This is a genomic window from Acinetobacter sp. I-MWF, assembly GCF_025433935.1.
In the GTDB taxonomy this organism is placed as follows: domain Bacteria; phylum Pseudomonadota; class Gammaproteobacteria; order Pseudomonadales; family Moraxellaceae; genus Acinetobacter; species Acinetobacter guillouiae.
On the sequence record NZ_JAMBAR010000001.1, the window covers coordinates 2419375 to 2445755 of the forward strand.

Consider the following 26381-nt stretch of genomic DNA (forward strand, 5'->3'; position numbering starts at 1 on the left):
GATTGAACATGACGCTTGAAATTCGGTGGATAGAGGATCTTCTTGCATTAGACCAAGAAAAATCCATTTCTAAAGCTGCAGCTATACGTCATGTCACTCAATCTGCTTTTACACGTAGAATACAAAATATTGAAGAGTCGTTAGGGTTTCAAATTTTAAAGCGTTATAGTAAAAACATTGATTTTACAGATGCTGGTCAAGTCTTGCTTTCTACAGCAAAAAATATTCAGAACCAAATGGATACAACAATAAAATATTTAGAAAAAAACATTAAAGATAATGAACTCTCAATTAAATTTGCAGTATCACACTCACTCATCACGCAGTTTTTTCCCAAATTTATTCAAAAACTATACTCAGACTATAATGATCTAAAGTTAGAAATTATTGCTGCAAATCTGCAACAAGGCATACATTTATTAAAAGAAGGTTCTTGTGATTTTCTCATTTGTTATTGTGATCAACTCACTTTACAACAATTGGATCTCACACTTTTTACCTATCATAAAATTGTAAATATGCAAATTGTACCTGTTACAGCCAGTAAAAATGGATTGCCTAATTACCAACTCAATCAAACATTCCCTCTTTTAGCCTATAGTAAACAAGCCTATCTGAGAAAATGCGTAGATAAAATTATAGAAAGTAAACTCAATTACCGAACGTTATATGAAACGGATAATGCCAGTGACTTAAAAGCCTTGGCTTTACAAGGCTTAGGTGTAGCTTGGCTACCTCGCTTACTGATTGAAGAAGAAATAAATGAAAATAAATTAAAAATACTTGATGGTTATAGTTTCTTTCAAGATATTTATATCGTTCGTAGCAATATTATTTACTCGCAAAAGATAAATTTTGTTTGGAATTATTTAGCGCTTAAATAAGCCTTTATTTTAAATAAAGATCTTTCTTTCTTCAAAGAATGATCATGTAGAGTGAATCTATCAATATTGAAAGTGCCTTTTCCCACTGGACGAAGGCTAGGATGAGGGGGATTTTATGTTGGTCTGTGTTTTAAAATGGACTTATAAAAGAAGTCTAATATTTCTCTTAATCTAGCAACATAGGATCAATTAAACGCCCAGTTGAAAAATTAAAACTGACAAATCAAATGATAATAGTTTGATCTGTCAGTTTTTTAAATTAAAGAGATATTTATTGATACTGCGTATCATCATGAATACTGTCTTAAAAAATCAGCCATTAAACGTGAAGCCCAAGATTTGGTATTAAGACCTTCATAAAAACCACAATGACTGCCCTTTTTGGTTGTCACCACCACAACATTATCCATATTTTGAATGGTTTCTTTAAACGGCTCTAAATTCTTGATTGAACATACAGGATCATCTTCTGAGTTTAGAATCATTAATGGAATTTTAACATTTTCAAATACATAAATTGGATTGGTGGCTTTTGAATAGCTTTCATAATCTGAAAATCCAGCCATTTCAAAATATTCAGTCTGAAACTCTTGTAGGGTTTTCGTTTGTAAAACATTTTGTACAGAATGTAATGGTGTCCAGGTTTGTTCATAAGGCTTAATAAATGCCTTAAACAATTTTTGGGTCATGACTTTGGTGTAGAAAGGATGGACATTTTGAAATCCAAGCTCAGTATCATAACCAGGGCACATGGCAAAAGCCGCTTTAAAAGGTGTATCTAGGCCTTGTTCGCCAAGATAACGCACAAGTAGGCCTGTACCAGCGGAAGAACCAACTGCATAAAGATCAGATTGTGGAAATAGGTTTTGAATCGAAGCCAATTGCTCTTTTAAGTCAGAGGTTGAACCAAAAATTGACATTAAAGGAACAGGCATAGGTAAGCCCGCATGCCCACGGCGTAGACATAATGCAATACGCCATCCCGTATATTCATGGAGATCTTTGACCAATTCACGCATACTGTCAGGTGTGCCTGTAATCGTATGCATAATCACGATAGTTGGGGTTTCTTGTGGTAAATCGTAGCCATACCAAGCAATTGCCGTAACACCGCCATCTTGCATGGTCAGCTGATCAATTCGGTCATAGTCCAGCTTAACGGATTTTTTCTTAATTAAATCAAAATATAACAGGTGAGCATGGGTATTGCTGAGCCATGGTGTAGGACGATATTTATCCTGTAGTTGAGGCAGTTTCTTGATGATCTCAGACATTTTCCCTTGCTGATTAAAATACAGCTTTGGTAATTCAGCACCTGTCACTTGATCCAATAAATCTTGGCTAATCTCAGTAAACTTATGTAATACAGACATTTTCCACCTCAACTCTTTTATCACTCATCATCATTTTAAAAATTAAGAAATTTTTCACGCTTAATTTTATTTATTGCAGTATATACGTAATTAGGCTTTAGGTATAAAGCTGGCCATACGTTGCCCCATTTGAGCGGCCAATGCTTCCAAACCACTTTTTGGTCGAATCATCACTTCAAAATCAACAATTTGACCTTGTTCATTAAAACGAATCATATCAATCCCTTTTAATTTTTTTTCACCAACATTGGCAGAAAATTCTAAAACTACACTTTGCTCATCTTCTGTAAAAAATTCTCGATGGTAAGTAAAATTTTCAAAAATTTGAATCACATTGCTTAAAATGAAAAAGACCACTTGCTTACCTTCATAGGGGTTATAAGCCACAGGTGAACGAAAAACCACATCGTCTGCCAGTAATTCATTTAAAAGACTCATGTCTCGACTTTCCAGCATGTTGTGCCATTTTTGAATTGCAGGCTTGGTATTTGTATAACTCATTTTTTATATCCCTTTGATTTGAAATAATTTGAATTCGTTTCCAGTCATTTTCTTAAAAATCCAGTCATGAAATCCCTTCTCTCGCAGCATGCTTCACACTACACATGACTTAAAGAGAAGGAGTTCAAACAGGGTTTATTCTTTTAAATCACAGCTGCCAATTCAGCACCTTGGCGAATTGCACGCTTCGCATCTAACTCACCCGCTTCTTTCGCACCACCAATCAAATGTACAGATTTTCCATCAGCTTGGAGTTGATCAAACATTGCTGTATAGGGTTCTTGGCCTGCACAAATCACCACATTGTCGACATCTAAAATCATGGTTTTTTCGCCAACTGTAATATGTAAGCCCTGATCATCAATCTTGTCATAACTTGCACCAGGAATCATATTGACATGGCGATGTTTTAAACCAGTACGATGAATCCAACCTGTTGTTTTACCTAAACCAGCGCCAACAGATTTGGCTTTACGTTGCAGTAAATAGATTTCACGAGGAGATTGTTCGATCTCAGGTTGTTTCAAGCCACCCACATGTTCATAGGATGTATCAATTCCCCATTCATCATAGAATTTTTGTGGATTTAAACTGCCACTCTCACCTTCATGGGAAAGATATTCAGCAGTATCAAAACCAATACCGCCTGCACCAATAATTGCTACTTTCTTACCGACAGGTTTACGCTCACGTAAAACCTCGATATATGACAAAACTTTTGGATGATCGATACCTTCAATATTTAAATGGCGAGGCGTTACACCTGTAGCCACCACAACATCATCAAAGTCACCTGTCGCTAATTCTTCATAGCTTGCAGTGTGGTTAAGTACCAGTTTGATATTCGGTTGTAATTCAATTTTACGTTTAAAATAACGTAAAGTTTCATAGAACTCTTCTTTGCCAGGAATGGTTTTTGCAATATTAAACTGACCACCAATCTGATTAGATGCTTCAAAGATTGTGACTTTGTGTCCACGATCAGCTGCATATGTTGCAAAACTAAGTCCTGCTGGACCTGCCCCAATCACAGCAATATTTTTAGCTACTTGCGATTCTTTAAAAATAAGTTCAGTTTCATAGCATGCACGTGGATTGACCAAACACGTTGCAATTTTCATTGAAAAAATATGATCTAAGCAAGCTTGGTTACAACCGATGCAGGTATTGATTTCATCAGCACGGCCTTGTTCAGCTTTCAATACAAAATGCGAATCTGCAAGCATGGGGCGCGCCATCGAAATAATATCAGCATCGCCTTGAGCCAAAACATGCTCAGCCATTTCAGGCGTATTGATACGGTTCGAGGTAATTAAAGGAACTTTGACGGAACCTTTTAATTTTTTAGTCACCCAAGTAAATGCGGCACGCGGTACTTTGGTGGCAATGGTTGGAATACGTGCTTCGTGCCAGCCAATTCCAGTATTGATAATGGTTGCACCAGCTTTTTCAATTTCTTTGGCAAGTTGAATCACTTCTTCAAGTGTAGAACCACCCTCAACCAAATCCAGCATAGATAAACGATAGACAATGATGAAGTTTTCGCCCACTTCCTGACGTGTTCTTCTGACAATTTCAATCGGGAACCGGATACGGTTTTCATAGCTTCCGCCCCATTCATCATCGCGGTGATTGGTACGTGCAGCAATAAACTCATTGATCAGATAACCTTCTGATCCCATGATTTCCACACCATCATAACCTGCGATTTGTGACAATTTTGCACAATTGGCAAAGTCTGCAATGGTTTGATGAACTTCTGCTGAAGTTAAAGCATGCGGTTTAGTTGGATTGATTGGCGCTTGTATCGCAGATGGTGCAACATTTTCAGGCTGATAAGAGTAACGACCTGTATGTAAAATTTGCAATGCAATTTTACCGCCAGCATCATGCACAGCTTTGGTAATGACCTTATGTTTTTCTGCTTCTTCTAAATGATCCAGTTTTGAACCACCAAAGAATGTTACCCCATGATCATTGGGCGAGATACCACCCGTCACAATTAAGCCCACTCCACCTGCTGCACGTTCTGCATAAAATGCAGCCATACGTTCATATCCACCTTGAACTTCTTCTAGTCCAACATGCATTGAACCCATCAATACACGGTTTTTTAATGTGGTAAAGCCTAAATCTAAAGGCGCAAGTAAATGCGGATAATTAGACATGTGAACTCCCTTGGCGTGCTTTCGCTAGCTATCAATCTGTTAAATGACACTTCATATCTGTTTAATGCAACAAGTTGCATAGTGTGAGTATTTATAATCGAGATTTGATTTTTATGCAACATGTTGCATAATGACTTTATATTCATTTTGTTGATGTGATATTACACAATGTCATTAGCCCATGTTTTATTGACCAGTCTGATAGAGAAGCCAAGTACAGGTTTTGAATTGGCGCGACGCTTTGACCGATCTATGGGATTCTTCTGGAATGCAACGCATCAACAAATCTACCGTGAACTTAACGGTATGCAAAAGAAAGGCTGGATTTCCACCCTTGAAGATCAGTCTGATCATGGCCGAAAAAAAACCTATCAAGTTGAGCAACTTGGACGGGTCGAACTGGCTGACTGGATGGTCAAACAAGGCCAACCTGCCCAGCTTCGTGAAGAAATTATGGTTCGCTTACGGGCAGAAGCACAATTTGGTGGAAATATTGTTTTACCAGAACTTGAGCGTCATTTAGAATTACATCGTGAAAATTTAAAACTATACCGCCAGATTTTTTCCAAAGATTTTGAACAAATCGAGCAACTGGATCGAACTTTATATATTCACAAAATGATTTTACAATTGGGTATAGACTTAGAAATGGGCTGGATCAATTGGCTCGACCAAGTCATTCCACAGCTTAAAGCGTTTGAGAATAAAGAGAATTCATAGGAAACTGCATGCCACACTATACAATGCCAGATGGCGAAAAATTATTTGTTCGTGAAATTGGTCAGGGTGAACCTGTACTGGTTCTGTCTGGTTTAGGTATGCATAGTTGGCAATGGCTTCCCTTTTTACTGCCTAATATTAAACATTATAAATTTTATATCCCAGATTGGCGTGGCTTTGGTGGCTCTAGAACCTGTAAGATCCCTCAAGAAATCGATGCGATTAGCAACCATTGGCGTGATCTTGAAAGCTTAATTGAGCAGTTAAATTTAGATCATTTTATTCTTATGGGTTATTCCATGGGGGCAACCACTGCCATGCATGGGATGCAATATGGCAATTTGGCTGAAAAACTCAAAGCTTATCTACACATTGACCAAACCCCTAAAATTCCAACGGATGAAACATGGGAATTTGGTTTATTTGGGAAAAAGTATTTTAAAATTAAAAGATTGCTAAAAGACTTCTCTGATTTTTTACATCAATATTCAAACTATCGCTTTGTCGATGAATTACCGATTGAACCACGAACTGAGCTGATTCAAATTTGGTTAAATTTTATTAAAATTCAGGGCAGTAATAAATTAAGCCCATTTATGTTTAATTTGGCGCTTAAACATCCAAACTTACAAAAACATTTATTGCCTATCCGTCGAATGGATTATTTAACTTGGTATATCGATAATTATCTCAACCATGATGAAGATTATCGTCAGGCAATTTCACAATTGGAATGTCCAACTACATTCTTTATTGGGGAAAAGTCATCACTCTATCCTGCTGAAGGTCAAATGCAAATTTCTGACAGTTTGGCCAATGCGAAGAATATTATTTTTAAACGTTCAGGGCATACGCCGCTTATTACAGAACCCGTGAAATTTAGCCAAGCAATCCGTTTATTTTTAAAGGAATCCGCTTAATTTAAACGAATAACGAACAATATAAAAACCTCGTTTAAATCAAATTAAAAGAGGTTTTTCATCAAATTACTCATGTTATTTTTAAAAAATGCTTTTAAAGTCGTTATTTACACCAATCCATAAATTGATCATCATATAAATTAAACAGCTTTTTACATTATTGAATCATACATGGTCATTCTATCGTGAGGCGACATGGATGTCGCCGTTGGGTGGGGGTACAGGACGTACCTCTCACCCAACAGAGGATTTTTGTCCCTTTTCATCCCTGAAAAAGGAGGCATCGCCTACGCAAATATATTTAAACTTTAAATGCAAGGTATGGCCGTACAAACTTTATCACCATATGAATTAACGTTTATAGAATGGTATAAGTTTGATATTTTTTTAAAGACTTCACCTCATTTTAATATCCTCTAAAAGCCTACTTTCGTAAGAAGACTAATAGAAATATTTATCAAAAATTATACATCGCAACCGCATTAAAACGATTGTCCTCACCTGTATCCTGTCCATTAGGCGCTGCAACAAAGGCTTTACGCTCACCATAAACATATTCCAGACCAAAACTTAACGGCTTTTTCGGGCTATAAAATACATTGGCCCAAGCTTGCCAAAGTGTTTTATTGGCTTTGGTCGGATCACTCAAATATCGAATATAATCCTGATTTTCATCTGCTTTCATATAGCCATATCCCAATGTTCCTCGCCATTTTGAGTTAAACTGTTGCGTCACCCCTACAGTGATTGAGTCAAATTGATTCAGCGCCATGATGTTTTTATTGGCATCTATAGCAAAGCCTTGGTTCGTCCATGACACTAAACTTGAGTCGCCTTTAACATGATAATAATCTGCTTTAAGTGTGGTTTTTGCAGAAATATCGTATTTTGCTCCAAGTCCAACACCCCAAGCGAGTTCATTATCAGCAACTGTTCTCTTTTCACTAACCATGCCTCGCAAACTCAAGGCACCCGCTCGATCAGCAAATGATTGATTTAATCGAGTTGATAAAACCGGGATCCGCATATTCGATAAGGCATCTTTGGAATCTTCCAAAGCCGTTATCAGCTGTGTTTCTGCATTAAATTTATGGGTATAACGAATTTGTGCATCACGTTTAACAGCGCCCCCCACATAACCCAAAGCATCAATTGTTTCTGGCATATAATCAGGCACTGCAAAGTTAGACCATGTTTGACCAATCAACCACTGACCATAATTAAAATAGGCATGGCGAATTCTAAGTCCATCATTCGCACCTAAGAAATCAACTTCTATTTTTCCAGAAATATCTTTGTCAGCAGTTTTAAAATCTAAACCTAAACGAGTCGCGGCAAGTGTCGATTTTAATTGATCACTACTTTCATTATGGCCTTTAAGCGGTACGCTATTGATCTGATTATACAGTCGATCGGCACTTCCACCTTCCGACTGATACAATAGATCCGCACGAATATTCCCATATAGTGTTACTTCTGCACCTGCTTTTGTTCGTGCAAAGCTTTGATCCTTTGCCTGCGATACAACCTGTGCTGCTTTAACATTATTTTCCAATGCCACAATTTGCTTATTTTGCACCTGTTGCTGTTGTTCAATCATTTCACGTAATTGTTTAACTTCATTACGTAACTGTTCAACTTCTGTCATCGAATCTGCATGTGCCATATTTAGGCTAAGTAATCCCATTGACACCAAAATAATGTTGTAGTTAAATTTTTTCATTGTAGAAAGCATCCTATTCTCTACGATTGATTATTTTGAACCAGCCTTAATCCTCATGATTCAGGCTGAAATACCAAGTCAGTTTGTGCGTGAGTTTGGTTTACGAACTTAGTTAATTGTATTTCCAACAATATTTTGTTGAGTTGTTGGTGCTTCGGCCGTTTGAGTTTTTTCCACTGAAGCATTTAAATTCACAAAGAATATCGCCAGTGCTGCAATAAATCCTGGAACAGCGATAACAAGGAAATTCATTTGGTGAGGTAACTCTAAGGTCAGCAATGCACCTGTTAAGACTGGTCCAACAATGGCACCAATTCGTCCAATGCCTGATGCCCACCCCATACCTGTAGAACGTACTGTTGCAGGATAAAATTGTGCAACAAAGGTATAGAGTAAAATTTGTGAACCAATGGTTGCTGCACCAGCAATTGCAATCAAGGTATAGAGAATGAATTGTGGGCTTTTAAAACCAAGGAAAATGAGCGCAATCGCACCAACTGTAAACATGATGGTCAATACGGGTTTAATATGAAATTTATCCGCCAAAGCACCACCACCAATTGCACCAACCATGCCACCAATATTTAATGCAAATAAGAAGATCATACTTGCACCTAGTGAATAGCCTGCTTGGATCATTAATTTAGGCAACCAACTTCCGAGTGCATAAACCATCAATAAACACATAAAGAAAGCAATCCAGAACATTACTGTGCTTGATCGACGACCTTGCTGAAACAATGCACGTAACGGTGCTTCATCACCAGCAGTGACTTCATTTAATTCAAATTGAGTCGATGCATGAATCTGTTGCTGTGGTGCAATTTTCTGTACCACTTCTCGTACTTGATCGGTCTTGCCTTGGTGAGTTAGAAACATCAATGATTCAGGTAAAAACTTCCAAATAAGGGGTAAAGCTAAGAATGGGATAATGGCGATATAAAACATGATTTTCCAACCATAATCGACTACCAGCCAAGCACCCAGCAAGGCAGAGGTCATACCACCAATGGCATAGCCACTAAACATCACAGCGACCAGCGTGCTACGTATGCGTTTAGGCGCATACTCAGTCATTAAAGCCACCACGTTCGGCATCACACCACCAATACCAAGTCCTGCTAAAAATCTGAGAATCCCAAATTCAACGGGTGTTGATGCAAATGCACCGAGAAAAGTAAATCCACTAAAAATAGCCACACAAATCATGATGGTTTTTTTACGGCCCAACTTATCAGACAGTGTTCCAAAACTCATTGCACCAAACATCATGCCAAAAAGTGCTGTACTGGCTAGCAAGCCTGCTTGTACAGCAGTTAATCCCCACTCTTGCATCAATAAAGGTAAAGCTACGCCATAAATAACCAGATCATATCCATCAAAAATAATAATTAATAAACACCACAATAGAACGCCCCAATGAAAAGGGGTGAATTTTGCTTCATCCACGATGCGATTAATATTTAGTTTACTCGTTTGCACTTTTGCCTCCTGCGGTGAAACGCTACGAAATTTTTTCAAACAATGAGGCAGCTGTTATTTTTTGTCCAAAACCGATTGCATATATATACATACCTTAAAAGTCGGTTTAATATTTTTTATTGAATAAACAAGGAATTAAAAAGAATTAATAAAGAAATCGGGCTTTATATTTTCAATGATTTATTTTTTATTTTAATGATTATCTCGATATTTTTAGAGTATTAGAACAAATCAATCGACTTTTTCTGATTTTTCAATATGTTATTTTTCACGTAAAATAACATCTATAAATGACTTTTTATTCAATGCTTGAACTGAATGGATTTTTCATAAATCGAAAAAATGATCATATGGTGTGAATAAAATTGGTATTGAAAGTCCCTTCTCCCTTGGGGGAGAAGTCTAGGATGAGGGGGATTTTATGTTGATTTATGATTTAAAAAAGAACTTAGGAAAGAAGCCTAATATATCGTCGTAAAGCTCGCACGATCATATTGAAAGCCTTCTAAATCATAAACCTGATAAATACAATCAAATAAAGACCGAATATTTTCACTTTCATCCATACAACGTATTGCCATAAAAATTGGACTTTTTGCAGAGCTATCTAACAATGGGATATAGATTAAATTCGGCAATTGAATGGTTTTTGCACTCTCAGGCACAATACAAACGCCTTCACCCGCAGCGACCAATCCCAAAGCCAGTTGAATTTCTCGAACTTCTTTTAGATTCTTAGGATCTAGACCATGCTCGGAAAACAGATGACGTACTTGGGTGGAAAAATTAGGCTTAGGATGACTTGGGTAAAGGAATAAGTTCTCATCTTCAATATCGGCAAAATAAGTGCCCTTAGAATCTGTCGCGAGATGATGACTGATATGGACAGCCAACATTAACGGCTCCTCTCGCAACAAAACTCGCCTAATGGCAGGATCAGAAATTCTTAAACGCCCAAATCCAACATCAATACGCCCCTCTTTAAGCGCCTGAATTTGATCTTTGGTACTCATTTCAATCAGCTCAATTTTTAAATGTGGCTGCTGTTGACGGAACATATAAACGATTTTGGGTAATAAACCATACAATAAAGAACCCACAAACCCCATGGTTACGGTTTTTTCAATCAAGCCAATTCGCTTGGTCATGGACTTTACTTCTTCGGCATTAGACAAAAGTTTAACAGCGTGTTGATAAAAAAATTGTCCCGCTTCTGTGGTTTTTAACGGGCGGCTTCCACGTTCAAAAAGCGCGATACCCAATTCACCTTCAAGGTTTTGAATCTGTCTGCTCAGTGGAGGCTGAGCAATATAAAGCTTTTCTGCTGCTTTGGTAAAACTTTGTTCTTCTACAACAGCAACAAAATAGCGCAAATGCCTGAGTTCCATCTCAAACTCCATACCTTTAAGATATAAAAAAATGCAAATTTGATCTTAGACAGCGATCATCCATTCTTTTAAGGTATATCAAAAGCAAGATGTAAAGCAAGACTGTAAAACTTTTGATATTCACAGCCAGCCAAAGAATCCCATTCTGTTAGCCCAATGAATCACTTTTATCAGTTCAAGCTTTAAATCTCGCACATGAAGAACATGGAAAGTGGGCAGCAAAGTTTCAAACGATTTTTTTCGTATGCAATGCCAAACCACGCATACTGCAGGAGATCTAGTATGAACCGTCAAGAAATCGATACTTTGGTCAAACAAATGAATGTAGACACTGCAACAGGTGCAGTCGATACACGTGTACAACAAGTAGTGGTACGTTTATTAGCTGACTTGTTTCAAGCCATTGAAGATTTAGACATTTCACAAAGTGAATTATGGAAAGGCCTAGAATATTTTACCGATGCAGGTCAAGCCAATGAACTTGGTCTTTTAGCTGCGGGTTTAGGTTTGGAACATTATTTGGATTTACGTGCTGATGAAGCAGATGCAAAAGCAGGTATCACAGGTGGCACACCACGCACCATTGAAGGCCCATTATATGTCGCTGGAGCGCCTGAATCCGTCGGCTTTTCTCGTATGGACGATGGTTCAGAGAGCGATAAAATCGACACCCTATTTATTGAAGGTACAGTAACTGACACAGATGGCAATCTTATCCCAAATGCTAAAGTTGAAATTTGGCATGCCAACAGTTTAGGTAATTACTCTTTCTTCGATAAATCGCAGTCAGATTTTAATCTACGCCGTAGCATATTGACTGATAGCAATGGTCAATATGTTGCACAAACAACTATGCCCGTTGGCTATGGCTGTCCACCACAAGGGACGACTCAGTTTGTACTGAACAAATTAGGCCGCCATGGTAACCGCCCATCTCATGTGCATTATTTCGTATCTGCACCTGGCTATCGTAAATTAACCACACAATTCAACATCGAAGGTGACCAATACCTTTGGGATGATTTTGCCTTTGCAACACGTGATGGCTTAGTAGCAACAGCTATTGATATCAGTGATGAAGCTGAAATTGCTCGTCGTGGTCTCAACAAACCATTTAAACGTATTTCATTCAATGTAGCACTGGTAAAAGAACAATCTAAAGCACCATCTACAGAAGTAGATCGTCGTCGCGCAAGCGCTTAAACCCACACGCACGGAACCGAAATGTTTGCACTATTGCAGCACTTCGGGGACTTCCTCTCATTTGGAAAGTCGGAGAACCCATATGCCACGTATTCCTGTTATAAATACCAGCCATCTTGATCGAATTGACGAACTCTTAGTCGATAATTTTGAAACGGGTGAATTTAAACTTCATCGTTCTGTTTTCACAGATCAAGCCCTTTTTGACCTAGAAATGAAATACATCTTTGAAGGCAACTGGGTTTACTTGGCACATGAAAGCCAAATTCCAAATAACAACGATTATTACACCACCACTATGGGGCGTCAGCCCATTATGATTGCACGTAATCGCAATGGCGAATTAAATGCCATGATCAACGCGTGTTCACACCGTGGCGCACAGCTTTGTCGGCATAAGCGTGGTAATAAAGCGACTTATACATGCCCATTCCATGGATGGACATTTAATAACTCTGGGAAACTACTCAAAGTTAAAGATCCAAGTGATGCAGGTTATTCGGACTGCTTCAATAAAGAAGGTTCACACGACCTGAAAAAAGTAGCTCGTTTTGAAAGTTACAAAGGTTTCTTATTTGGCAGTTTAAATCCAGATGTACCAACTTTAGAAGAGTTTTTAGGTGAAACGACCAAAATCATTGACATGATTGTCGACCAATCTGAGCAAGGCTTAGAGGTTTTACGTGGTGCGTCAACCTATACCTATGAAGGTAACTGGAAACTGACTGCTGAAAATGGTGCAGATGGTTATCACGTTTCGGCTGTACATTGGAACTATGCAGCGACCACACAGCAACGTAAAGAAAAACAGCAAGAAAATGACAATGTCCGTGCAATGAGTGCAGGTGCTTGGGGCAAACAAGGTGGCGGTTCATACGGTTTTGAGCATGGACATATGCTGTTATGGACTCAATGGGCAAACCCTGAAGATCGTCCTAATTATCCAAAAGCTGATGAGTATACTGAAAAATTCGGTGCGCCAATGTCGAAATGGATGATCGAACGTTCACGTAACTTATGCCTTTACCCAAATGTCTATTTCATGGATCAATTTGGTTCGCAAATTCGTGTATTGCGTCCAATTTCAGTCAATAAAACTGAAGTGACGATTTACTGTATTGCACCTGTAGGGGAAAGCCCTGAAGCACGTGCACGACGTATTCGCCAATACGAAGATTTCTTTAATGCTTCGGGCATGGCAACCCCTGATGACCTTGAAGAATTCCGTGCCTGTCAAGCCGGCTATGCTGGTATTGAGCTTGAATGGAATGACATGTGCCGTGGTTCAAAACACTGGATTCAAGGACCGGATGATGCGGCCAATGAAATTGGTTTAAAACCTAAGCTGAGTGGTATTAAAACAGAAGATGAAGGCTTATACCTCGCCCAACATCAATACTGGTTAGAAATGATGAAACATGCCATTCAATCTGAAAAAAATCTTGCTCAACAAGAAACATCTCAGCAAGGAGCAACAGCATGAATGCAACAGCAAACATCGATCAAGTTTCTTTAGAAAATATTGCGCAATTTCTCTACCGCGAAGCACGCTTTTTAGATGATGAACAATGGGATCAATGGCTGGCCTGCTACTCGCCCTCAGCATGTTTTTGGATGCCTGCTTGGGATGATGACGATCGTTTAACCGAAGATCCTCAGTCTGAAATCTCCTTGATTTATTACCCTGACCGACAAGGTTTGGAAGACCGTGTTTTCCGGATTAAGACTGAACGTTCTTCAGCAACCATGCCTGATACACGCACTTGCCACAATATTAGCAATATTGAAATTATCGAAAGTGATGGTGACAAAGTCACAGTCCGCTTTAACTGGAATACGCTGAGCTTTCGTTACAAAAACAGTTATAGCTACTTTGGTATGTCTCGTTATGTCATCGACTTTTCTGCTACACAACCACAGATTCTCAATAAATATGTGGTGCTAAAAAATGACTACATCAACCAAGTTATCGATATTTACCACCTCTAATTTTTTATCTCGAATTGTGTAAACAAAAATATGAGGTGTTTGCTTTAGCCAAATGGAAAGTTGGCTAAAGCACTCAAAAGTTTTAAAGATTTTTATAGGATTTTCAGCCATGTCAAACCACAATGTTGCTCTTCAATTTGAAGATGGCGTTACGCGTTTTATCTCAGTTACACAAGGTGAAACTTTATCTGATGCAGCATATCGCCAGAAAATCAATATTCCTTTAGATTGCCGTGATGGTGCTTGCGGTACATGTCGTGCTTTTTGTGAATCTGGTTCGTTTGACATGCCTGAAGAAAGTTATATTGAGGATGCTTTAACACCAGAAGAAGCTGAACAAGGCTATATCTTGGCCTGCCAATGTAGACCTTCTTCTGACGCAGTATTCCAGATTCAAGCTTCATCTGAAGTATGCAAAACCGAAATTCATGCATTTCAAGGCACATTATCTCATGTGGAAAAGCTCTCCGATTCCACCATCACTTTCGATATTCAATTAGATGAAGGTCAGCCCGATATTCATTTTCTTGCAGGTCAGTATGTCAATGTGGCAATTCCACAAACCACTGAAACGCGCTCTTATTCATTCAGTTCAAAACCCGGAAATCGCTTAACAGGCTTTGTGGTACGTAATGTTCCAAATGGAAAGATGAGTGACTTTTTAAGTACAAATGCCAAAGCGGGCGACAAAATGACCTTTACTGGTCCATTTGGAAGTTTTTACCTTCGTGATGTAGTTCGCCCTGTCGTTATGTTAGCAGGCGGTACAGGTATTGCACCATTTATGTCGATGTTACAAGTGCTTGAAGACAAAGGCTCACAACACCCTGTACGCTTAGTATTTGGAGTAACCAATGACTTTGACCTTGTGGCACTTGAAAAGCTCAATGAACTGCAAAATAAACTGCCATGGTTTGAATACCGTACAGTCGTTGCACATGCTGAATCAACACATGAACGCAAAGGTTATGTGACAGGTCATATTGACAATGACTGGCTAAATGGCGGTGACGTCGATGTTTATTTATGTGGTCCTGTTCCTATGGTTGAAGCTGTTCGAGGCTGGTTGGATACCGAAGGGATTAAACCGGCAAACTTCTTATTTGAGAAATTCTCTGCAAACTAAAATGGTACTGTTCAGGAGCTGAGAAGAATGTCAGATCGCCAAAGATTTAAAAATAAAGTTGTCATTGTTACTGGTGCCGCACAAGGTATTGGTCGTGGTGTCGCCCTACAAGTGGCAGCGGAAGGTGCGCATGTGGTTATGGCCGATCGTTCAGAATATGTCGAAGAAGTGCTTGTTGAAATTAACAAAAATGGCGGTGATGCAATCACCATCAATGCAGATCTGGAAACTTTAGCGGGTGCTCAAGATGTCGTTGCTAAAGCAATTGAACGCTATAACCGTGTTGATATTTTGATTAACAATGTCGGTGGTGCAATTTGGATGAAACCGTTTCAAGCGTTTTCTGAAGAAGAAATTATCAAAGAAGTGCATCGCTCACTATTTCCAACCTTATGGTGTTGTCGAGCCGTCCTGCCCGAAATGATCAAAAATCAAAAAGGTACCATTGTTAATGTATCCTCTATTGCAACATGCGGTATTCACCGAGTGCCCTATTCAGCCTCAAAAGGCGGTGTAAATGGTCTAACCACAGCACTTGCATTTGAACATGCCAAAGATGGTATCCGGGTTAATGCTGTTGCGACTGGCGGTACAGAAGCACCTCCACGTAAAGTCCCTCGTAATACTACGGCATTGACCGAAAATGAAAAACAATGGATGCAAGATGTGGTAGATCAAACCATTGATCGTACTTTTATGGGCCGTTATGGTTCGATTCAGGAACAAGTCAATGCAATATTATTTCTTGCGTCTGATGAATCCTCTTATATGACAGGTACTATTGTTCCTGTAGGTGGTGGTGATCAGGGTTAAAACTGATTTTTTTATATAGCAGGATCATTGAAATTCAATGCATGGAGGCTTTGCCCAATGGCATCCCTGTTCAAAATGTTAAAACAAGATTGGTCTTTATCAGCGACAGTTGCAGGATTTTTAGCTGTACTGATTTCTTATGCAGGACCAATGATCATTTTTTTTCAGGCCGCTCAACAAGCCAATGTTTCCTCAACCATGATGGCATCATGGATCTGGGGGAGCTCTATTGGCGCGGCAATCACTGGAATCATTTTATCCATTAAGTTTAAAACGCCGATTATTACCGCATGGTCAGCACCGGGAACGGCGCTCTTGGTGGCTTTATTTCCGCATATTTCTCTGAATGAAGTTGTTGCAGCCTATATTACTTCTGCAATCATTATTTTTATCATTGGGATTACTGGTTCTTTTGATAAACTTTTAAAATGGATACCACAAGGGCTGGCAGCAGGAATGATGGCTGGAATTCTGTTCCAGTTTGGTTTAGGTCTGTTTAAAGCTACTGACACAATGCCCTATGTCGTTTTTGGTATGCTGATCTGCTTTTTACTAGCAAAACGCTTTTCACCTCGCTATGCCATAATTTGGGTATTATTTTCAGGTATTGTGCTCAGTTTTATCTTTGGAAAAATCAATCCAGTAGCAATGGATTTTTCATTGGCAGTTCCTGTTCTGATCAGTCCAGAATGGACCTGGTCTTCTACATTGAACCTTGCAATTCCACTTACAATTGTCAGTTTAACGGGGCAGTTCTTGCCGGGTATGGCAATTCTCAAACTGAATCATTACGACACACCTGCTAAACCGATTTTAAGCATAGCCAGTATCACCTCTATTGCTGTGGCTTTTACTGGTGGAATCACGATTGTGTTAGCAGCGATTACTGCTGCACTTTGCACGGGTAAAGATTCGCATGAATTGAAAGAAAAACGCTATATCGCAGGTATTGCCAATGGCATCTTCTATATTCTAGGTGGATTATTTGCAGGCAGTTTGGTGATGCTATTTAGCATACTTCCTAAAGAGTTGATTGCGGCACTTGCTGGATTGGCCTTACTCGGAGCAATTACCACCAATCTTGGTATTGCAATGAAAGATGAAACACAACGAGATGCTGCCATCATTACTTTTCTTGCCACTGTATCGGGTATGCATTTTTTAGGATTTAGTTCGGTTTTCTGGGGAATTTGTATTGGCATGATCGCACACTTGATTTTAACTCGACAACAATCAAAGGCTGCCATTCCAACTCCAGTACAAGACTCACCACAAAGTCAATAAAACAGCATATTCACTTCACGATCAGCATAAAATCCCATGCAGTCCGATGGGATTTTTCTATCATGACATATTGTGGGATATAACCAAGTTTCGCTTTATGAAAGCGCCATTTCTTACAGTTAAATCTTAAAGTATTTTACTGTTGCTTATTGGTGATTTCTAAATACCAAATCGTTTCACCCCAATCACTATTTTCAATTTTTGGAAAAATTTCTCCTTGTTCAAAATAACGAGATTGAGATTTGTTTGCTGGACTCCACCAATATCCTGATCTTGGGCAACTTTGGCTTGATAAGGCCTTTATATTTTCAACATCCAAAGAATTATCTGAACCACCTTCATCAGCAATTCTTTCAATTAATATCCAATTCACTTCAGCATACAATGTTTCATATGTGTCTGGATCCACCCCGATTGGTACTACACTTCCCCACCCTCTATCCTCTTCTTTGCTTGAAGCTATAAACTCAATCCGCTTCTGGTCTTCTTTGCAAATATAAATCCCTGTCGTTTTTACTTTCTCATTAGATTTAACGGTTATTTCAAAATTTATCCGATATATTGGATAAGACTTTGGTAAATCAACATCAATTCCTTGAAATATAGCTGCTTCTGGAAATTCGGCTTCAAGAAAACCCATATCCCAATTTTTTGGGTAAGAATTTCTAATAATTGAGGCATATCGATTTGTGATTGAATAATAATCCCAACATTGTCGTACTTTATCGTTAGGTAGATCATCCATCCAATGTGGAGAAAATTCACTTAGACCTTTGTCATTCGAACGAATTTCCCCCACACAATTTAGATAAGTAAAATCACCTGATTTTATTTTTATATAAGCATATTCTATCCGATCCATCGTGGACCTAAAATTTGGTAAAACTGTACCGCCCCAATTAATATCTGCCCGTTCAGGTAAAGGAAAATCTCTTAAGTCATAAGGAGGGTTATGCATATATATTTCAAATAATTCTTCTAAACCATCTAAAAATTGACGATGGTTATTACGTACAATTTCAAAAAAATGCAAAGCGCTAAATTGTTCAAGTAAATAGGCTTCTTTCGGACTAAATGTATAAAAACTGCTTAGATTTGGTTTTTTGTCCCTCAACTGCAAATATACTTTCGCACAATCATTTTTAATCTCTGGTTTTTTAGTAAAAAGCTCTTCACTTTCCCCAAAAGCAATAAGACTAAGAGAATAATGTTTTTTAAATAATTCTTCATAAACCACAATCAGGAGAACCCCAATTATTGGTAGGATAATCATCAGTAATACATAGTTTTTACTTAACCAAAAATAAATACCTAATCTTAAAATTAACCCTGTGCTCAATCCCCCATAAAGATATGATGAGTAAATTTGAAGTTTTTGAAAGTTAAAGTAATAACATACTCTATATAAGCAGAGAGTGATTAAGCTAAAAACTAATATTGTGAGTACACTAAAGTGAGAAAAACTAAGTAATCCCACTAAGAAACAGATAAAACTAATCATGAGTTTTATCCTTCAGATTTTAAAGTATGAATATTATAATAGTGCATCATCACTTCCGATTAGTTACTTCAAAATTAAGCATAATTATCATATGTAATTCTTTACTATTTTATTCTAACTAAAAAGAAAACCATCTTTTTATGGATGGTTTTACTAACTCAAAATTTTACTTTTTACCATCAAACTGCCAATACACATCACCCCAATCAGTTTCTGATAATGTTGGTAATATTTCACCTTGTGTGAAGTAAGGTCGTGTATCAGGTTGAGCGGGAGTCGTCCAATAACCAGTTTTGGAACATTTCTCTCCACCTTTTACTTTAATTCGTTCAATTATTATTTCAACTGTTGGATTCTCAGCTTTTTTTCTAGCAAAATCAACCAAGTCTTTTGGGTAGAATTGATGTTCTCGATAAATTGTATCATCGATATCTAATAACCATGTCACTGTAGCAGCTTCCCATGACCAATAACCATAATAACTAATCCCTGATCTTATATCAGGCTGAGGATGCTGATCATGATAGGGTTCTCGACGACTAGCATCATACCAATCTTCTAAATATTGCAACATAAGTTCAGGACGTTCACCCTCTTCTGCGTCAAACACCTTGATTAATTTTCGATAAGGTAAATGTCGCCTTGCTTCAGTTGGTGGAACGCCTCTATCAGAAATAAAAGGGGCAACTAAACGCTCAATTAAGCCATCTTTATCTTGTCCTTCTAGCACAGCCTCTGTGTAATCTATAATTGGCATTACGCGACCCATTTGATCTGCATAACCAGTCAATAAACCAAAACAAATCAAACGCAATGCTATATACCAATAATCCTCTGTATTTAAAGCAATATGCCATACAAATCGCCCATCAGCATCAGGACTCAAATTATAGAGATGACTTGTTTCTGCGTATTCTTCAGTCCAATGAAGTAAATAAGGATAAAGTTCTTTTATAAAGTTTATGTCACCCCCAGCTGAATATTGCAAAGAAATTAAGTCTAAAGCATCAATAATACGTCTTCTTCCAGATGCAATATATCCACCAAATTTAGAATCATTTTTATAATTACTAAAACCATCTACAACTGTATATAATCCATTTAATAATTCATCAAAATTTTCGTGATAATCTTGTATTAATAGATAACCATCTCTGAAATATTTATCATTATTGACCTCTAAGTTTTCCCATTTTTGCCAATCTATTATTTGATCATTCACTATTATTGACATTATTTTATCGCTCCAACATGTCATTTGGTAAAACAAATTCTAATTTAACGCCATGTGCAGTTACAGTTCTAGTGCATTTAGGTTTATCCAGTCCTTTACATTTTTCATGATGGTCAAATTTACCGCCAGTAATAGTAACCAAGCTTCTATTATTTGATTTTACAGGTCTTTTTACTTTGTGGTGTAGTACTTAATTTTTAGATACTTTGTAGCACACAACTAAAAGCACTTCTTTTTTATTTGCAGATACTTGAATCATTGCAAGCTTAGGGTCGTCGCTTAAAATTAAACGTAATTATCATTTAATATCTTATTATAACCAAGAAGAAAACCATCTTTTTATGGATGGTTTTACTAACTCAAAATTTTACTCTTCGCCATCAAACTGCCAATACACATCACCCCAATCGCTCTTAATATTAGGGAATACATTATCTTTTTCAAAATATTGTCGTGAATTTTCTTTGGCGACTGTAAACCAATAACCTGATTGTGGACATTTTTCACCAGCCCTAATGGCTAACTTCGTATCTGCATTTGAATTATTATTCTTTAGGTTTACACGTTTCCCTTCAGGCCATGTACTATCCTCATCAAAACGTGCAATCCACTGTGGTGAGCTTTCTATATCAAATCTAGGATTAGGGTCATCATCCCATGCATCTAAAGTGGTTAGCTTTAATTCGTTACATCGAATTGGTTTAATCAACTCGTTTGCCATGACCAATAAATCAGGGACACCTTCCTCAACTGGATAAAGCGATAAATCACCTAAACGTATCCAAAGACTAAATTTATGAGTATTCGTGGGGTCTGGTAATTTAGTAATCTCAATGCGTGGATCATTGAGCTTTGAACGAATTTGCTCTTCTGTTAATCCTAGTTTTTCAATCCAATAAGGTGAAAGCAAGAAACACCATGTAGGGGTACGAAGTCCTGCACCTAAACCATATTCAGGCGTATCACCATCAGGATCATGATGTGAACGCCCCATATTAGGATGATCTATATCTAAACCATAAAAGTAATCACTAAAAATTCGTTCAACTGTTTCAAATTCAGGAGAGACTATATTAAAAGTTGCAGCACTACCTATCTCATAACCACTATATGCTTGGATTGGGCTTAGTGTAGTCAGACACTTTTGAACAAAATTATACCATTGTGAATCATTATTCCTATACCATTGTTCCCCAAACGATAATTTTAAAATTGTATAACTACTACAATTGTTATCACAAATTTGTGCATTAAAAACCCAGCGCGCACTTTGAACAGCCGAATCTCCAGTAGTAGCTGCTATGAAATAGACAAAGTACTTTTTGTAGCTTTCATGCATTTGCTCTATCATTTCTAGCCGAGTTTGTTTCCACTTATCTGCATTTTTCCAAGTACTTGCTCCACTTTTTGATTTTCGATAACGTAATTTAAATGGTTTATCTATAATCCTAGCTTCGAACTCTTCATAAAGATCAATAACCTGATTAGCAATCGCCTCCACCTCATCCTCTTGGTGATAGATATAAAAAGTGATGTAAGGACAAATACCAAACTCTTCTTTTTCATAACCATAGATATAGTCGCTGTCTTTTTTAAATTCTTCTATGTAGCCCAGAACTTCATCATGACTTAAAAACAATTCGTCAGTACTCATTTCTTATTTCCTGCTTTAGGTTTGGGTTGCTTTTGCTGATTCGGTTGATCTCTTGGACTTGCATCTTCAGGATAACGAAATAAGGATAGTTTAAAACCTTCACTTGCAGTGATCTTACTAGCTTTCTTAGCTTTGGCACATTGATCCTTTAAATTGTTATAGTTTCTAAATTGTTCTTCATCAATCCGATCACCTTGGAACTTAATCTCCACCAATGCAAAAATATTGGTCAACGTTAAAGGCTCACCACGATAATCTGGAATAACAATATCTGCACCAATTGTACCTTTGCCTTTATATGGCATCGGCCAAAATGGATTGATCTCAGAACCTGAACGCTTTAAACGTGTTGTCCCGGCAAGCTGTGGAGTTAAGTATTTTCTGGTTTTTAAATCATACCCAAAACAAACTTCGGCCTTTAATGGACTTTTCCATTTTAACAATTCATCCATGAACTCAAACATAAAGTTTGTAGCAAGCTGTTTTAATCGGACGATCACATATTCATCAACATTTGCCCCTGCGAGCTCTTCTGCTGTCATCTTCAATAACTTGGCAACAACATCCACTTTGCTTTTGGGAATAACATCTTTTAGCTTTTGACCCTTCTGTTTCCTCAACTGAATCATCGGTAGCTGTTCAGCTTTTTCACAGATTTGACTAATAATCTGCCGAAATGGAATTTTCTGTTTAATCGCTCCCTGTATCACTGCACTTTTTTGTTGCGGTCTCCCTGTTGCCTTTTTGGTACTTTCTGTTTGCTTGTCACCTGTGGTTAATGTCGTCAACAGTACTTTTTCTTTTTGCTTATCAATCTTATCTGAAATTTCCTGCCCAAGATTCTTCATGAGCTTCTTCATTTCTTCTTTAGCTTTTTTTATACTATCTTGGTAGTTCTTTACCTCTTCATACGTGTTCGATGCAACTCGATAAATTTCATAAGCTGCAATTGCATAACCCGCTATTTCGATTACAACTAGGACAACTGGAAGAGCCATGTTAACTTTGCCCCCCTTGGACTTTTTTCGACATTTGTTCTAATTTAGATTCCCAATCCTCTGTAATTCGTTCGCTTTCACGCATGACAGATTTGTAGCCGATGATTTTCTCTTTAGTTTGGGTAATCACTTGCTCCGTAAAGCCTTGCTCATCTGTAACCCCCTCTTTTAATAGGTTATCCTTACTATCATGTATTGAATATTTATAACCTTTGAAGTTTCGACCATCTGCCTTAAACAATTGGTATTGTCCTGAAAAGGGTGGTTGTGCAAATTCTAACTTAGGTAAAGTAAATGCAGGAGTACTAATTTTGCTCCCACTCACAAACTTATGCTGCCCCGCCTTACTCTCAAACAAACCACCAGTCGTGGCAAACACACCTGAGCCATTGATTTTTAATTCTGAGGTATCTGCAACTAATCTAATCTCTTTAGGACTGGTAATATAGATTGCATCTTCAGTTGAAATGATTTGAATCCCTTTACGTGCAATCAAATCAGCCCCATCTCCTTGAGCTTGTATTTCAACCTTGCCTTTACCTGCATAGAATCTGGCACCTTCCTGAGCTGCAAACAAACTGATTTTACTTTGTGCATGAGCTAACAAGTTCTTTTGAGTACTTAGGTTAATACTATCACCTGCACTATGACTAATTTGACCATCTGCTGAAAGATGTACATCTTCATTGCTTGCAAGGGCGATTGAATTGGGTGAAGTCAAAATCATTAAAGCTTGTTTAAATGCTTTTGCCTTAGTTTCGCTTTGCTGTTCGATTTGTTCAATAAACTGCTTAAGATCATCTAGAATTTCTAAAGGGTCGGTTTGTTGATTTTTAGCGACTTCACTTAACGCTTTTGAATTATTCAAACCAGATTCAAGCTGTAATTTGGTTTCTGATGCATCAAGATGATGACCACTTGCTGAATCTTGCGAATAGGTAGAAAGCAATAAGCCTTGTTTAGCTCTAAGCGCTCCCCACTGATCAGTACGCAATTCAAAGCCTTCACCACGTCCCTCACTGGTGTCAGTTTCTTTAGGATGACTAAGATTACCTAAATTCAGCTGGCTTGCTGAATGACTACTTTGCAATTGGACGCTGATTTGTCCTGTACTATCATCAAATCTCAGTTGGTTGTAGCCACTCCCTTTATATTCCTTACTTTTTATCCCTGATAATTTTTTAGTATCTGGCAATTTGCCTTTATGATCAAATTTGGAGGGATGACGTTGTGCTTCATGAATTCGCCCCACGACATACGGTCGATCGATATTGCCATCAAAGAAATTAATGACCACAATTTCTCCAATACGAGGCAAGAATCGTGCACCATAGCCTTCTCCTGCCCAAGGCGTCAGTACATCGACCCAAGCCGAATCTGTATCATTGTCATTTGAACCTGCACCGCCATCATGGATGTGGTCTTCATTTCGAGTGAACAAGAAGCGTACTTTGATACGTCCCCATTCATCGACATGAATTTCCTCGCCATCCATCCCGACAACTTTTGCTCGTTGTGGATGTGTGGTAGGTCGTTGTTGCAGTGGGTTGTATTCAGGAACAATGTCGATGCTTCGACGTTGCAATACAAGCTGATTGGCTTGACGTTCATCTTTGTTATTGGTGATGATATTGTTCAATTGCCAATGACTTTGTGTAAGTAATGCTGTCACTTGATCATTCAGGTCTTTAGGCAAGTTGTTCTGATTATAGAATGTCTTTGAGGTGATCAAAAATTCTTTGTCTGCACCTGAATGCTGAACTATTTCAGGATGTTCATTAAATTCAAACCAATACCCCACATATGCATCTCTTACTGTAGAAATAGCAGTAAATTTTTTGGCTTGTAGATCGAAATATTTACTCAAGTTTTCATTGAGTTTTTCAATTTGGACATGACCAGATTTGGTTACACCATCTTCACCTTTTAAGTCCTGTATCCATGCAGGACTGACATGAAATGCCTGTTCTAAAGCTAAACTTGCCACATTCTGATTGTCTGAATGCTTATGTTTGGTAAGAACTGAGCCTGCACCTTCTTCTTGTTCTAAAGCATCCGCTTGCCATCTTTGTACATGTACAGCCGTAGGCTGAATGGAACGTAAACCAGTAAATGCCGTTATGCTATCTTGTCTTTCTACAGCACTGCTACGATGAAAACGGATACTACGGCGATCTAGTGCTTTGTATTGCGCATTATGATCGATTAGGCGTAGTTTCTGTGGTTGAATCTGCTCTGAAGAACTAGAAACTTTATGCTGTGCTTCATCAACTAAGAAACTTATCCCTTCAGAAGCCAACAACCGTTGAATAAAGTCAAAATCGAGCTCATTGCTCTGCATGATGAATGGTCGAACATCATAGTCTTTGGTTAAGGCAGTTTTATCCAAAGTCAGGCTTGAATCAAACAATGGACTTCGCTCTCGCCATTCTTGAAATAGAACCTCCACAACTTGAACAACAGATTTATTCATAAACACTCTGGAGTTTCTACGATATTTCCAAAGTGCTGTGGGGTCTTCTACTGTAAAGCGATAAATTGTAAGAGAACCGTCACTGGCGCCTACATCGGCTTTGGTTACGATCCCTGAAATTCGATTCAGCTCAGATTTGTCATTAACAATATCCACGGCCACTTGACTACCAATAAAGCTTTTTAGAGCAATGCTTGCTGATGTAGATAGACAAGTTAATTGTAGGCTAAGGCCTAAGTTAAGTGTATGTGTCCCATCAATACGTTGCAGGAACACTTGATCATTTAAAGATGAATTTGAAAATAGAACATGGATCGCACGTTTTTTCGCGCCAAGTCCCAGTTGCTCTAAAGTAGTGTAAATATTGTTAGACATGGTTTATTATTTAATTTTAGAATGTGATGAATTATACTAAAAATCTTAATAAAATGTCTAGACAGGCTTGTCTACAGCCGCTTTTAAAACGACAAATTGTGTCTCATTTTGTTTCAACGTGTTAAGTCAATTATGCCGATAATCAATCTGCCCTTTGGTCATTTGAAAATATTCTTATATTTTCTTTCTCTCTAATTTTTCTCATTCGAATTGATGTGATTTCACCCAATCGTAATTAGATATTTTTTCTCAACTACAATACCTAATACTTTTCGATGGTTCTTTTAGGGTCTGTTGACAATTCGTCTACGTTTGCGACTACGTGTGTTTTTTAGGCGATACTAGGCGCGAAATACGAAATTTAGTTATTCTAAATGATGAGAAACATCGTTTCGCAAGGTAACACGTAGCGGCAAAAAACACGCTAGTCCCCCCGCTGCGCCTTGCGCTGCAAACAAAGCAGTGCTTTGTTCTTGCTCAGGGTTGTGGCTAAAATTATCTCAGCCTACGTTATGAAACTCGAAAATAGTCTCGCTATTCTCTTCGTTTCATGCCTTGCCTGCTCAATTTTA

20 protein-coding genes and 1 pseudogene are annotated in these 26381 nt (G+C 38.0%); 9 read left to right on the plus strand and 12 right to left on the minus strand.

Translation table 11 applies throughout. The annotated features are described in order from the left end of the window. The first annotated feature begins 8 nt into the window (after window positions 1-8). A complete protein-coding gene (locus tag M2R48_RS11265; protein WP_262086170.1) occupies window positions 9-884 on the plus strand; it encodes a LysR substrate-binding domain-containing protein in 876 nt (291 codons plus the stop codon). 290 nt (window positions 885-1174) lie between these two features. Here the strand turns inward: M2R48_RS11265 and M2R48_RS11270 are convergent, their stop codons facing one another. From M2R48_RS11270 to M2R48_RS11280, 3 genes are all read right to left on the minus strand, one after another. Beyond that, a complete protein-coding gene (locus M2R48_RS11270) occupies window positions 1175-2257 on the minus strand; it encodes a YheT family hydrolase (protein WP_262086172.1) in 1083 nt (360 codons plus the stop codon). 90 nt (window positions 2258-2347) lie between these two features. Next, window positions 2348-2758 carry a nuclear transport factor 2 family protein gene (locus tag M2R48_RS11275; RefSeq protein WP_004821860.1) on the minus strand — a complete coding sequence of 137 codons (411 nt, stop codon included), beginning with the start codon at window positions 2756-2758 and terminating at the stop codon, window positions 2348-2350. Between the two features lie 143 nt (window positions 2759-2901). Continuing rightward, window positions 2902-4926: an NADPH-dependent 2,4-dienoyl-CoA reductase gene (locus M2R48_RS11280; protein WP_262086173.1), complete on the minus strand. Its 2025-nt coding sequence runs from the start codon at window positions 4924-4926 to the stop codon at window positions 2902-2904. Between the two features lie 168 nt (window positions 4927-5094). On the opposite strand from M2R48_RS11280, the gene M2R48_RS11285 reads away from it, so the two are divergent. Together M2R48_RS11285 and M2R48_RS11290 are read left to right on the plus strand one after the other, a co-directional pair. Beyond that, window positions 5095-5646, plus strand: coding sequence for a PadR family transcriptional regulator (locus M2R48_RS11285; protein ID WP_262086174.1), 552 nt, complete (start codon window positions 5095-5097; stop codon window positions 5644-5646). Between the two features lie 8 nt (window positions 5647-5654). Further along, on the plus strand, window positions 5655-6566 hold the full coding sequence (locus M2R48_RS11290; protein ID WP_262086175.1) for an alpha/beta fold hydrolase: 912 nt from the start codon (window positions 5655-5657) through the stop codon (window positions 6564-6566). Between the two features lie 457 nt (window positions 6567-7023). Here M2R48_RS11290 and M2R48_RS11295 read toward each other — a convergent pair whose 3' ends face one another. The 3 genes from M2R48_RS11295 to M2R48_RS11305 form a co-directional block, all read right to left on the minus strand. Beyond that, window positions 7024-8289 carry a DcaP family trimeric outer membrane transporter gene (locus tag M2R48_RS11295; protein ID WP_262086176.1) on the minus strand — a complete coding sequence of 422 codons (1266 nt, stop codon included), beginning with the start codon at window positions 8287-8289 and terminating at the stop codon, window positions 7024-7026. 108 nt (window positions 8290-8397) lie between these two features. Beyond that, window positions 8398-9771 carry an MFS transporter gene (locus tag M2R48_RS11300; protein ID WP_004821870.1) on the minus strand — a complete coding sequence of 458 codons (1374 nt, stop codon included), beginning with the start codon at window positions 9769-9771 and terminating at the stop codon, window positions 8398-8400. A 461-nt stretch (window positions 9772-10232) separates the two neighbouring features. Further along, on the minus strand, window positions 10233-11159 hold the full coding sequence (locus M2R48_RS11305; RefSeq protein WP_004821871.1) for a LysR family transcriptional regulator: 927 nt from the start codon (window positions 11157-11159) through the stop codon (window positions 10233-10235). A gap of 282 nt (window positions 11160-11441) precedes the next feature. Here M2R48_RS11305 and catA point away from each other — a divergent pair, with 282 nt between their 5' ends. From catA to benE, 6 genes are all read left to right on the plus strand, one after another. Then, window positions 11442-12362 (plus strand): catechol 1,2-dioxygenase, encoded by a 921-nt coding sequence (catA, locus tag M2R48_RS11310; RefSeq protein ID WP_004719897.1) that lies wholly within the window; start codon window positions 11442-11444, stop codon window positions 12360-12362. A gap of 82 nt (window positions 12363-12444) precedes the next feature. Beyond that, window positions 12445-13845, plus strand: coding sequence for a benzoate 1,2-dioxygenase large subunit (gene benA, locus M2R48_RS11315; RefSeq protein ID WP_262086177.1), 1401 nt, complete (start codon window positions 12445-12447; stop codon window positions 13843-13845). Beyond that, entirely contained in the window at window positions 13842-14351 is a 510-nt protein-coding gene (gene benB / locus M2R48_RS11320; protein ID WP_262086178.1) for a benzoate 1,2-dioxygenase small subunit, read from the plus strand. The genes benA and benB overlap by 4 nt, the downstream gene beginning before the upstream one ends. Before the next feature lie 109 nt (window positions 14352-14460). Further along, window positions 14461-15477: a benzoate 1,2-dioxygenase electron transfer component BenC gene (gene benC, locus M2R48_RS11325; RefSeq protein ID WP_262086179.1), complete on the plus strand. Its 1017-nt coding sequence runs from the start codon at window positions 14461-14463 to the stop codon at window positions 15475-15477. A gap of 27 nt (window positions 15478-15504) precedes the next feature. After that, window positions 15505-16290, plus strand: a complete 786-nt coding sequence (benD, locus tag M2R48_RS11330; protein ID WP_262086180.1) for a benzoate diol dehydrogenase BenD — start codon at window positions 15505-15507, stop codon at window positions 16288-16290. A 57-nt stretch (window positions 16291-16347) separates the two neighbouring features. Beyond that, entirely contained in the window at window positions 16348-17574 is a 1227-nt protein-coding gene (benE, locus tag M2R48_RS11335; RefSeq protein WP_262086181.1) for a benzoate/H(+) symporter BenE, read from the plus strand. A gap of 136 nt (window positions 17575-17710) precedes the next feature. On the opposite strand, the gene M2R48_RS11340 is transcribed toward benE, so the two are convergent. From M2R48_RS11340 to M2R48_RS11365, 6 genes and pseudogenes are all read right to left on the minus strand, one after another. Next, on the minus strand, window positions 17711-19075 hold the full coding sequence (locus M2R48_RS11340) for a hypothetical protein (RefSeq protein WP_262086182.1): 1365 nt from the start codon (window positions 19073-19075) through the stop codon (window positions 17711-17713). Window positions 19076-19241: 166 nt separating this feature from the next. After that, complete coding sequence (locus M2R48_RS11345) at window positions 19242-20309, minus strand: DUF1911 domain-containing protein (protein WP_262086184.1); 1068 nt, start codon at window positions 20307-20309, stop codon at window positions 19242-19244. Window positions 20310-20313: 4 nt separating this feature from the next. Continuing rightward, window positions 20314-20460, minus strand: a pseudogene (locus M2R48_RS11350) (hypothetical protein); the annotation flags it as partial. 216 nt (window positions 20461-20676) lie between these two features. Further along, on the minus strand, window positions 20677-21963 hold the full coding sequence (locus tag M2R48_RS11355) for a DUF3396 domain-containing protein (protein ID WP_262086186.1): 1287 nt from the start codon (window positions 21961-21963) through the stop codon (window positions 20677-20679). Next, entirely contained in the window at window positions 21960-22961 is a 1002-nt protein-coding gene (locus M2R48_RS11360) for a hypothetical protein (RefSeq protein WP_262086187.1), read from the minus strand. The genes M2R48_RS11355 and M2R48_RS11360 overlap by 4 nt, the downstream gene beginning before the upstream one ends. A gap of 1 nt (window position 22962) precedes the next feature. Next, the gene (locus tag M2R48_RS11365) at window positions 22963-25809 is read right to left on the minus strand and encodes a type VI secretion system Vgr family protein (RefSeq protein WP_262086188.1); all 2847 of its coding nucleotides are present in this window, start codon (window positions 25807-25809) and stop codon (window positions 22963-22965) included. Between the last annotated feature and the right edge of the window lie 572 nt (window positions 25810-26381).

Bases quoted from the DNA above. Each gene is read 5' to 3' on its own strand.
- M2R48_RS11275 (WP_004821860.1), bottom strand. From the start codon at position 2,758: ATGAGTTATACAAATACCAAGCCTGCAATTCAAAAATGGCACAACATG.
- benD (WP_262086180.1), top strand. From the start codon at position 15,505: ATGTCAGATCGCCAAAGATTTAAAAATAAAGTTGTCATTGTTACTGGT.
- M2R48_RS11265 (WP_262086170.1), top strand. From the start codon at position 9: ATGACGCTTGAAATTCGGTGGATAGAGGATCTTCTTGCATTAGACCAA.
- M2R48_RS11365 (WP_262086188.1), bottom strand. From the start codon at position 25,809: ATGTCTAACAATATTTACACTACTTTAGAGCAACTGGGACTTGGCGCG.
- M2R48_RS11285 (WP_262086174.1), top strand. From the start codon at position 5,095: ATGTCATTAGCCCATGTTTTATTGACCAGTCTGATAGAGAAGCCAAGT.
- M2R48_RS11270 (WP_262086172.1), bottom strand. From the start codon at position 2,257: ATGTCTGTATTACATAAGTTTACTGAGATTAGCCAAGATTTATTGGAT.
- M2R48_RS11355 (WP_262086186.1), bottom strand. From the start codon at position 21,963: ATGAGTACTGACGAATTGTTTTTAAGTCATGATGAAGTTCTGGGCTAC.
- benE (WP_262086181.1), top strand. From the start codon at position 16,348: ATGGCATCCCTGTTCAAAATGTTAAAACAAGATTGGTCTTTATCAGCG.
- benC (WP_262086179.1), top strand. From the start codon at position 14,461: ATGTCAAACCACAATGTTGCTCTTCAATTTGAAGATGGCGTTACGCGT.
- catA (WP_004719897.1), top strand. From the start codon at position 11,442: ATGAACCGTCAAGAAATCGATACTTTGGTCAAACAAATGAATGTAGAC.
- benA (WP_262086177.1), top strand. From the start codon at position 12,445: ATGCCACGTATTCCTGTTATAAATACCAGCCATCTTGATCGAATTGAC.
- M2R48_RS11340 (WP_262086182.1), bottom strand. From the start codon at position 19,075: ATGATTAGTTTTATCTGTTTCTTAGTGGGATTACTTAGTTTTTCTCAC.
- M2R48_RS11280 (WP_262086173.1), bottom strand. From the start codon at position 4,926: ATGTCTAATTATCCGCATTTACTTGCGCCTTTAGATTTAGGCTTTACC.
- M2R48_RS11290 (WP_262086175.1), top strand. From the start codon at position 5,655: ATGCCACACTATACAATGCCAGATGGCGAAAAATTATTTGTTCGTGAA.
- benB (WP_262086178.1), top strand. From the start codon at position 13,842: ATGAATGCAACAGCAAACATCGATCAAGTTTCTTTAGAAAATATTGCG.
- M2R48_RS11360 (WP_262086187.1), bottom strand. From the start codon at position 22,961: ATGGCTCTTCCAGTTGTCCTAGTTGTAATCGAAATAGCGGGTTATGCA.
- M2R48_RS11305 (WP_004821871.1), bottom strand. From the start codon at position 11,159: ATGGAACTCAGGCATTTGCGCTATTTTGTTGCTGTTGTAGAAGAACAA.
- M2R48_RS11345 (WP_262086184.1), bottom strand. From the start codon at position 20,309: ATGTCAATAATAGTGAATGATCAAATAATAGATTGGCAAAAATGGGAA.
- M2R48_RS11295 (WP_262086176.1), bottom strand. From the start codon at position 8,289: ATGAAAAAATTTAACTACAACATTATTTTGGTGTCAATGGGATTACTT.